Source organism: Flavobacterium sp. ALJ2 (assembly GCF_015594725.1).
Taxonomy (GTDB): domain Bacteria; phylum Bacteroidota; class Bacteroidia; order Flavobacteriales; family Flavobacteriaceae; genus Flavobacterium.
On record NZ_JADNRC010000031.1, the window covers coordinates 1 to 9087 of the forward strand.

Genomic DNA, 9087 nt, shown 5'->3' on the forward strand with positions numbered 1-9087 from the left:
TAAAACCCTGTTTCTAATAAAACAGGGTTTTTTATTCATATTTTACTTTTATTATTATAAAGTATAATTAAGGTACCTTAGCTCAGATGGTAGAGCAATGGACTGAAAATCCATGTGTCCCTGGTTCGATCCCTGGAGGTACCACAAAACCCACTCAAAACGAGTGGGTTTTTTCGTTTAAAGCCCTTATTTTATTGGGATTTATGCTTTTTATGACACATTAAATTATCAAAGAATATCAATGTATTTAGTACTCGTTTTCTACCCGTTTAGATATTGTTAGTTGAAATTTAGTTTGTAGGTTTGTAGTAACGAAAACACTTAAACTTATGAATAAAGCAAGGTACACAGCTATATTTAACCGTAAAAATCAGTTAAATAAACAAGGCAAAGCATTGATACAACTTGAATGCTATTTAAACGGAAAGAAAAAATATTTTTCAACTGCTATTTATATTGAGCCAAAAGACTGGAACAATAAAACCCGAACTATTAAAACAGATTACCCGAACTCTATCAAGTTAAATAAACAAATATTGGAAACCTTACGAGATTTAGAAAACTTTGAATTAGACAAATTAAATAACGGCAAAGTGTTTAACTTAAGCATGCTAGATGATTTTTTCAAAGGAGCAAATATAAAAACTTTCACAGAGTTTATGGAGCTTGAAATACCATTATTACAGGGAGAAATGGGAACAAAAAAAAGTCAGTTAACAACTTTGAGAAAACTTAAAGAGTTTAAACCTACTATTTATTTTGAAGATTTAACGTTTGAGTTCTTGCATAATTTTGATTTATTTCTAAGGAAACAAATAATTACTTATAAAAACTTACCTCCTAAAAAACTGGAACAAAGCACAATATCAAAGCATTTTAAAAATATTAAGAGATTTGTAAATTTAGCTATTAATAAAGATTTGATGGATATACAAAAATATCCTTTTAGAACTTTTAAAATAAAACAAACCGAAAGCGATAAAATATTTTTAACAGCGCAGGAAATAGAAAACATTGAAAACCTTACGTTAATTGGCGAAAACATTAAATACCAAACTGTTAAAGATTTATTTATGTTTTCGATTTATACAGGATTAAGGTTTAGTGATGTTTTCAGTTTAGAAAAAAAACACATCGTATCTATAGAGGGTAAGGACTACATTGTAAAAAAAATGCAAAAGACTGATACAATTGTTAGGATTCCTATACACATGATGTTTAACGGAAAACCAAGCGAAATTTTAAATAAATATAATCAAATAGGTAGTTTTGAATATTTTAAGCTTTTAACTAATCAACATTGCAATAGACATTTAAAAGAAATTGCAAAATTAGCTGGCATACCGATAAGTAAAAATGTAACCTTTCATACGGCAAGACATACAAATGCTACATATTGGCTTTATAAGGGGGTTTCTATAACAACGGTACAAAAGTTATTAGGACATAAAAAACTGGCAACTACACAGATTTATGGACATATAACGGACACTATTATAGAAAACGAATTAAGCGTTATAAATTTTTAGAAAAGTATAATTATTAAAATGAAATGTACCTACACAACCAATATAAAAAAGGTCTAAAAAGCGAATAACAAAGGCATTCACATTAAAAAAGTCGAAAAGTATAATAAATGAAATATCTATTATACTTTTCGACTTTTTTATTATATGGATTTTAAATGTGATATACTACAGCCTTAAAATGTACTGAGTACACCATAAGAAACAAGGTTTAAAATACAGCGTAAACCTCAATAAAATGAACCTTATTAGCTACACAAACATATAAAACACACAATCAGTGCCACAAGCTCTATTTTAGAGCTTTTTCTGTGCTTATAACTCTCATTTTGGAGTGCTTTAAAAATTACCAACGTTTCCCAAAACTATAAATATAAGCGTTTGCTCCTTTGTGCATCTGAACCCGAAATATATTTATTTTTTCTAAAAAGCTAAAAAAACCTAATTACAATTAAATAATCGACTTTCCATAAAGCCAATTACCCTAATCCGTTGTAGTAGCAATAGTTTTTTTATTCAGAAGTATAACCTAAAATATCAAATTTCTTTTTATTTGAATTATATTTTAATCTCACATTAATTTTTTGGATTCCATTATTTAATATTAAAACATTCTCGGCTTTGGAATCTCCAAAAGGATAATTTAAATCCCCATTTTTAACTTCTAATTTAAATTTAGAGTTTTGCTTTTTTAATTCATTTATTTTTCCCTTTAGTTCTTTTCCAATAAATACAATATTTTCAGTGGAATCTGTTTTTGATAAATCATTCGTAGTTAATTCTTTTCCAACATTCAAAATTTCATTTGTAGTTGTTTGACTTCCGCAAGAAATAAAAAAGACAAGAATAATAAAGCTAAAACATTTCTTTACTAAATTTAGTAAAATTACTACTAGCTTATCAATATTATTGTCTAATTCTTCTCTCTTTTTATATTCTCCATTAATACTATTCATTTCTCTTTGTGTTTTATTTTTTTATTTAAGTTTTAAATTTCCAGTTTGAAATGTTTTATTAAAAGTTTGTTTCCATTTACTTTCCATTCTAAAGGGTTTTGCTCCACAATGTTTCTCTACTAATAAAGCATCTGAATCCTTAATAGAGCCAAAACTAGGAATGTAAGCATTAGCTCCTTCATGCCAATCATATCTATCCCACCAAGTATGGATTATTGTACCAAATAAAGTGAAATTATTTTTTGTTCTCGTGATTTTAAAATCACATGAAGAAATTATTGTACTTGTTCCAGACATATAATATAATTCTCCAAAAATCCCTCCCGTAAATTGACGTTGCAATTCATTAATATAATCTGTAAAATCTCCTTCTTTATTTAATTTTATATTAAAATTTATATTATTTATTCTATCTTGAAAACGTTCAACATTTATATTTTCTGCTACAATAACTTCGCTTTTACTTCTAAGCCAATGGTAATCTATGTTTTTTGTAAAGCCTGTACCATCTAGCCACCATTGCAAACAATCAGCCGCTTTGTTAAAATTTCTTTCTCTAGCTTTTTCAATCATTTTTACATAATTCGCTTTTAAAATCAAAGCTTTATCTCTTTCATTTAATTGAAGATAAAACTTCATTGCTTTTGAATTTCCTGACATATTCCAAAAAGGGTCGCCAAATAAATTATTATATTCCGAAGAATCTAAATGCTCTTTTTCTTTAAATAGGCTACTATTCATATTTAGTATTATTGGTTATTATTCTTTTTTTTAAGTAATTAAGGTTTTTGTAAGAAAAGTTTAGTTTCAAATGTATCAATATTTTTCTTATATGTTTACTCAATTTAAAAAATATTGATATGTATTGATAAAATAATCTTATGTTTTTGCTACTTTTGGGGCAACGAAACACTTAATAAAGAAATAAAGCAAATGAGTAAACAAAGTAAGATTACAGTAAAACACTATTTGAATACAAATTCAAAACCTTATGTAATAAATAAAGAAAGTTATTATAGTATATATATATTATTAACTGCCAAAAGACAAAACACAAAATTTAAGTCAATCGCATTTAATGAGTTTTATTCAGAAAATGATTTTGAACAAATTATAAGTTTAAACGACAAAGAAGACAGAGAACTAATTCACAATGAAATAAATATATTAGAAAACATTTCTAATTTAGTGATAAAGGAATTAGAGATTTTTGACACACATTTTGTAACTGCTTATTTTAATTTTTTACCTACCATTCAAATATGGGATATAGATGTGCAATGTTTTGAAGGGGAAAAATTAAGCATTGATTTTTTTGATAAAACTAAAAACAAGGCGGGTATTGAATTAGATAGTTATTTATTGTCAAAAACTAATAATAATATTTTAAAAGGTATATCATTATTTGAATTTTATAATTTAAACAATCAAGATTTTTTAAAAGATTTTTTAATCCAAAACAAAATAAAAACAAATATTAGGGAAACTTTAGAAGACATAAACAGAATTTTTTTTTATATGTCTTTAGGTAAATTTAAGTATTTCTTAAGTGGTTCAGCAAAAAACAAAACATTAATAAATAAATATGCCTATTTATTTGATGAATTTAAAAACGCACTAACTAACTCTATTATAAGCAAATACGGAGTTTGAATAAAATAAAAATAATCTACAAAAACCATATGTTTGACTAAATTTAGTCAAACATATTTAAGTATCTTTGCAAAGTCAAATAAAAGAATAAATATAAAATTGATTGACTAAATTTAATCAAACATTTTAAATTATGGATATTAAAGAAATTAGAAAACAGTTACCAAACGGTGCCGGTAAAGAAATAGCAAAAATTAGCGGTGTAAATTATGATACCGTACAAAGGTTCTTAAGAGGTGTGGAAACAAAAGAAAATTTAAAACTTATAGAAACCACAACAAAGTATTTAAAAGAGTACAAAGAAAAAAAAGCCAAAGCACTACAAGAACTAAAGGACGTTGCAGAATCATAACGGTTTGCTTCAAGTCAAAACACATAACGAAAAACACTTAAAAAAACAAAAACATGGATTCATCAATCATTATCACCAATAAAATAAGAGATTATTTTATTAAGCAAGCATCAAAAAATAAGATACCAGTACAAGAGGTTACAATAAATCGCTTATTAAAAAAAGATGAAATATTAAAAAAACTGATTAACGTATAAAAGACAATTGAAGAAAAGTTTTAACAAGTAAATAAACAATATGGAAAATATAGCAGTTGTAACCGTATCATTAACAGAGTGGACAGACTTAAAAAATACAGTTCAGAGTATAGCCAAAAACGTACTAGAGTTAAAATCAAAAGAAAAGAAAGAACTATTAACCCCGAAAGAAGCAATGGGGGTCTTGAATTGTAGTAGAAACACATTACAAGCTTATATTGATAAAGGATTTTTAGAGCCAGTAAGAATGCAATCAATGAAATATAGTAAGATACTCATAAAACGCTCCGACATAGATTATTTTATAGAAAATAAATCAATCGGAAATGGCTAAAAAGCAAATCGTAAAAACGTATGATTTACCAAAAGACACTATTATTGAAGTAGTAAGTATCAAAGGGAATCAGGTTGTAAAACAAAAAATGCCTTACGGTTCAGCAATGGAGATTAAGACAAATAAAGGCGGGAAAAACATTTTTTATCAACTAGGATTTTGCAGTACACAAGAAAGTAAAAGTATAAAACCACGTTAAAAAAACAATATGGATAAATTAGAATTTTCAGCAAACTGGAATAATAAATTAGATTGTAAATGTTTTACAACGATAAGGCTTTTTAATCCTACAAAACATTTTAAAGGCAATCAATTTGAAATATTATTGAATAGAAAATACAAGGGCAAAGCCGTTGTATTGGGAGTTGTAAAAACCGAAATACATAAATTAAACGATTACGTATGCTATTTAGATACTGGTTACGGCAAAGAAGAAACAACAGCTATTTTAAAAAAAATATACCCGAGAATAAACTCTAAAAATCAATTATTTTCAATCCTATTATTAAAAAAAATAGAGTCTGCGAAACCAATACAAACAAACTTATTTAATTAAGTTACTCTACAAAAGGAGTTGTTAAAATTAAATTTACAACCAAAAAAATATAAAAATGAGCACGAAACAAATAACGGAATACAATAAGAATGCTTTAAAAAACAGCGGTATAGAGCTAAATAACAACATAGGTAGTCCCGTATTAATAAAAATGGATTTTGCAGATTACGAGGATTTATCGGCATCAATATGGGCGGTATTAGAAGCGATTGAAGTAATAGCGTATAGTGGGAGTCATGAAAATTTAAGCGTTTGCGGTTCTTTAGCTGGACTTTGTAAGCAATTATTACCACATGACGAACTTGCTTTTTTAGATAAGTTGTTAATTAAAAGAAAAGATACTGCGGGAGAATTTTCTAAAATTTAAAATAATTTGACAAATGAAACAAATATTTAATATTCAAAAAATATATGCTTTGAGTGGTGAAACGGTACAAATTAGAGTGAGAATCTTTAACAGACTAATGTTTAGAATTTCATTTAAAACAACTTTCAAACCTGTTTAAAAGCCAAAACCGCCTTACTTAAGGGCGGTTTGCTTAAAGCCTTACTTAAGGGCTTAATAACGAAAAGCACTCAATTGAATAAGACATAGACAATTGTAGTACTGCAAATATAGAAAATGATTGACAATATCACAATGATAAAAAAAAGTTTATCAGAAGCGGAAAAAAATAAGATTATAAAAAACAGCCGTTTACAAGAGCAATCTGTAAACGGCTTAAAGCATTACGACAATAGAACAACTAAAAATTTTGATGGTGGGTTTTATATAAAAATAAGTACAGATAACATATTAAAAATAGCAGGTAGTTTACACAAATATTATTCTTTTTTACAAAACGAAAACCTTACTAATTTCGGAGGTTTTACAATGAAACAAGCTAGGGAAACATTTTTAAAGTTAGTGGAGAACAAAGGGATTGAGCCTGATAACATGATAATCACCTTTTATGAAATTGGACTAAATTTAAAAACAGATATTAAACCTAAAGAAATAATAGAAAACATTTACAGTATAGGGGGCTTAGATAATGAAAAAGTATTTTTTATTAATCCAAATTACAAAAATAAAAGCCATATAAATACGGAAACGCATAGGGATTACAGGGTTTACCATAAAGTATATGATAAAGTTTTTGAAATGCAGGACAAAAAAAAACCACTTCCAAATGATAAAAATATAATCAGAGTTGAAACTGTACATCGTAGAGTTGAGAAAACAATTGCAATAGATTTTTTTACAGATGAAAATTTAAACAGATTACAAAAACGCTTTTTTAGCACGTGGGATGGTTTAAACTTTGACAATGACATAGAAGCTCCAGCAGGAACCCACAAAAGCAAAACAGAGCTTGCAAAGGCTATTTACCGAAAAGGAAAGCACATAGTTTTAAATAAACATACCGAACAATATAAAAACAAAGCATTGCCTAAAAAGATGTATTATAATGCGAAACGATTTATTGATAATTGGGAGATTCAAAAAAACAGTTTCCAATTTAAGAAAACTAAAATATGTACCCATTTCGAGAAAACGTATATGATTGAAAAACAAATACATAGTGATTTTATTACTACCTAATGATATATATTGATAAAAATATTTTAACAAATGGGACATATACATCCCATTATTTTTTTCTGGAAACTTGTAATTTACTCCCGATAGGGAGCAGTAGCAGGCTCTTAACGAGATAGTAAAACAGTTTACCAGTAACCAAAAAGATAAAAACACATTAATAATACAAAATTGCCGAAAATGGTGTTTTAATACGGTCTTTTCTATGAAAATTCAAACATCATTCAATAAACACCCTTAAACTAACTTAATGTTACGATAAGAGGTAAAAAAGCTAATTATAGAGATATAGTAAGCCTAAAAACCAGTAAAAAAGCCAGCCTAAAATTAAGGTAAAGGAATTTAGAACACAATATTTTTAAATAGGGGGTCATGTCGAATTTAAATAAAAAAATAACAAAAAAACACCCGATAACAAACCCCTATCTAAAAACTTCATTTTTCTTTATTTCAATTGAATTTTAGCTTTAATATTTCCATTCTATTTTTAACCAATTTCAACTATACCCTTCATGAATAAAAAAGTAAAAACAACAGGTAAGTTAAATCAAAGAAACACCTATACACTAGAGGTTAAGGCAAACGCAAAAAGATTATACTTAATAGGTTTAACACTTACTGAAATAAGTAAGATAACAGAAGCACCAGTAAGAACAATTGAAAAATGGCAAATTGCCGAAAAGTGGAAAGAACAACGAGAGACTACACTAGGAAAAAAAATACTTGATTTACATTTGAGCGGTAAGACTTATAAAGATATATCTGCTATTTTAAATAAAAGTACTCCCACAATTTGGCGTTATCTAAAAATTGCTAGAAATGAAGTTAACAATTAAAAAAACGACTATCAAACCCATAAGAAAAAAGCTTGCAATTCTTGAACTGCAAAAACAAGGGTTTGTAAAAACTCAAATAAGCGGTTTATTTGTTACAAACAAAGGCGACTGTTACAATCATGCCATAAATAGAAAATTACTTATTAATAAAGCTAAAATCACTATAAAAGGCAAAGCTTACAATGTGGCTAAGATTATTTTAGAGACATTTTGTAAAATACCTATTAGAAACGGACAAATAAGATTCAAAAACGGTAACAATAAAGATTATAGTCTTCAAAATTTAGAATACGCAACGACTGAAACACACCACGCACCAAAAGAAACGGATATAATAAAAGTCATTAGATTATATTTTGAAGTTCCCAAAAAAATGAGTAGGCAAAATTTAATCTATAAGTTTTATTTACATGAAATAGCAATAAAACGAGGTTTTGTACATTCACATACTGGAAAATATTTTGATTTATTTTTGCAATGGTTAAATCCTTTTTCACTAACACAAAACCAAAGCAAACAAGAGATAAGTGTAAAAAATGGCTATAGCATCACTAACGGTATAAATGCAATAAATGAGTATTTGAATTTATTAACAAATGATTGCTTAAGAGATTTTGAAAACGGGTTTTTACACATTAAAGATTTTGCGCCCAAGCAACCAACTAAAACACAAAAACTAAAAGAGTTGCAAAAAACTATTAATGCAAACGGTTTAAATATTAAAATACCTTTGCGAAAATCAAGCGCAAAAGAAAAGTTAAACCAATATTTAAAACAAATCAATCACTTAAAAAATAACTGAAAATGAACCGCACCAACGGGAGTGGTTTTTATGTGTTATATAGTACTCATAGTACTTGAATCTAAATGCTTAAAACATTGTTTTTAAGTGTGTTATATATGATAGAATAATAATTGGTAGAAAATAAGAGCAAAAAAGCCGTTTTTTAGGTTAAAAAGAGGGTTCAATGTAAATATTTATTTTACCCACCATACCCCCCAAAGTGGGTAAAGTGGGTTTTTAAAAAGTCTATAAAAAAGTATGATTTGTAAATTTCACAAGACTTTACAATAATATCATAATTTATTAAATCC

14 protein-coding genes and 1 tRNA gene are annotated in these 9087 nt (G+C 27.2%); 13 read left to right on the plus strand and 2 right to left on the minus strand.

The genetic code is table 11. The features are described 5' to 3' along the window. The first annotated feature begins 71 nt into the window (after window positions 1–71). Together IUY40_RS18795 and IUY40_RS18800 are read left to right on the plus strand one after the other, a co-directional pair. A tRNA-Phe gene (locus IUY40_RS18795) sits at window positions 72–144 on the plus strand. A 185-nt stretch (window positions 145–329) separates the two neighbouring features. Further along, window positions 330–1529 carry a site-specific integrase gene (locus IUY40_RS18800; protein WP_195738402.1) on the plus strand — a complete coding sequence of 400 codons (1200 nt, stop codon included), beginning with the start codon at window positions 330–332 and terminating at the stop codon, window positions 1527–1529. A gap of 509 nt (window positions 1530–2038) precedes the next feature. On the opposite strand, the gene IUY40_RS18805 is transcribed toward IUY40_RS18800, so the two are convergent. Beyond that, entirely contained in the window at window positions 2039–2482 is a 444-nt protein-coding gene (locus IUY40_RS18805; protein WP_195738403.1) for a hypothetical protein, read from the minus strand. 21 nt (window positions 2483–2503) lie between these two features. After that, the gene (locus IUY40_RS18810; RefSeq protein WP_195738404.1) at window positions 2504–3223 is read right to left on the minus strand and encodes a hypothetical protein; all 720 of its coding nucleotides are present in this window, start codon (window positions 3221–3223) and stop codon (window positions 2504–2506) included. 192 nt (window positions 3224–3415) lie between these two features. Between IUY40_RS18810 and IUY40_RS18815 the strand changes: the two genes are divergently transcribed. The 11 genes from IUY40_RS18815 to IUY40_RS18860 all read left to right on the plus strand — a co-directional run bounded on the left by IUY40_RS18815 (window position 3416) and on the right by IUY40_RS18860 (window position 8794). Continuing rightward, window positions 3416–4135, plus strand: a complete 720-nt coding sequence (locus IUY40_RS18815) for a hypothetical protein (protein ID WP_195738405.1) — start codon at window positions 3416–3418, stop codon at window positions 4133–4135. A 133-nt stretch (window positions 4136–4268) separates the two neighbouring features. Continuing rightward, window positions 4269–4487 carry a hypothetical protein gene (locus IUY40_RS18820; RefSeq protein ID WP_195738406.1) on the plus strand — a complete coding sequence of 73 codons (219 nt, stop codon included), beginning with the start codon at window positions 4269–4271 and terminating at the stop codon, window positions 4485–4487. Between the two features lie 53 nt (window positions 4488–4540). Further along, window positions 4541–4684, plus strand: coding sequence for a hypothetical protein (locus IUY40_RS18825; RefSeq protein WP_195738407.1), 144 nt, complete (start codon window positions 4541–4543; stop codon window positions 4682–4684). Window positions 4685–4724: 40 nt separating this feature from the next. Continuing rightward, window positions 4725–5018, plus strand: a complete 294-nt coding sequence (locus tag IUY40_RS18830; RefSeq protein WP_195738408.1) for a helix-turn-helix domain-containing protein — start codon at window positions 4725–4727, stop codon at window positions 5016–5018. Next, window positions 5011–5217 (plus strand): hypothetical protein, encoded by a 207-nt coding sequence (locus tag IUY40_RS18835; RefSeq protein WP_195738409.1) that lies wholly within the window; start codon window positions 5011–5013, stop codon window positions 5215–5217. The genes IUY40_RS18830 and IUY40_RS18835 overlap by 8 nt, the downstream gene beginning before the upstream one ends. A gap of 9 nt (window positions 5218–5226) precedes the next feature. Then, on the plus strand, window positions 5227–5574 hold the full coding sequence (locus IUY40_RS18840; RefSeq protein WP_195738410.1) for a hypothetical protein: 348 nt from the start codon (window positions 5227–5229) through the stop codon (window positions 5572–5574). A 55-nt stretch (window positions 5575–5629) separates the two neighbouring features. Next, window positions 5630–5941, plus strand: a complete 312-nt coding sequence (locus IUY40_RS18845) for a hypothetical protein (protein ID WP_195738411.1) — start codon at window positions 5630–5632, stop codon at window positions 5939–5941. Window positions 5942–5954: 13 nt separating this feature from the next. Next, window positions 5955–6080, plus strand: a complete 126-nt coding sequence (locus IUY40_RS19645) for a hypothetical protein (protein ID WP_255520472.1) — start codon at window positions 5955–5957, stop codon at window positions 6078–6080. 116 nt (window positions 6081–6196) lie between these two features. Next, entirely contained in the window at window positions 6197–7159 is a 963-nt protein-coding gene (locus IUY40_RS18850; protein WP_195738412.1) for a hypothetical protein, read from the plus strand. Window positions 7160–7668: 509 nt separating this feature from the next. Further along, a complete protein-coding gene (locus IUY40_RS18855) occupies window positions 7669–7992 on the plus strand; it encodes a helix-turn-helix domain-containing protein (protein WP_195738414.1) in 324 nt (107 codons plus the stop codon). Further along, window positions 7976–8794, plus strand: a complete 819-nt coding sequence (locus IUY40_RS18860; RefSeq protein ID WP_195738413.1) for a hypothetical protein — start codon at window positions 7976–7978, stop codon at window positions 8792–8794. The genes IUY40_RS18855 and IUY40_RS18860 overlap by 17 nt, the downstream gene beginning before the upstream one ends. Window positions 8795–9087: the final 293 nt, after the last annotated feature.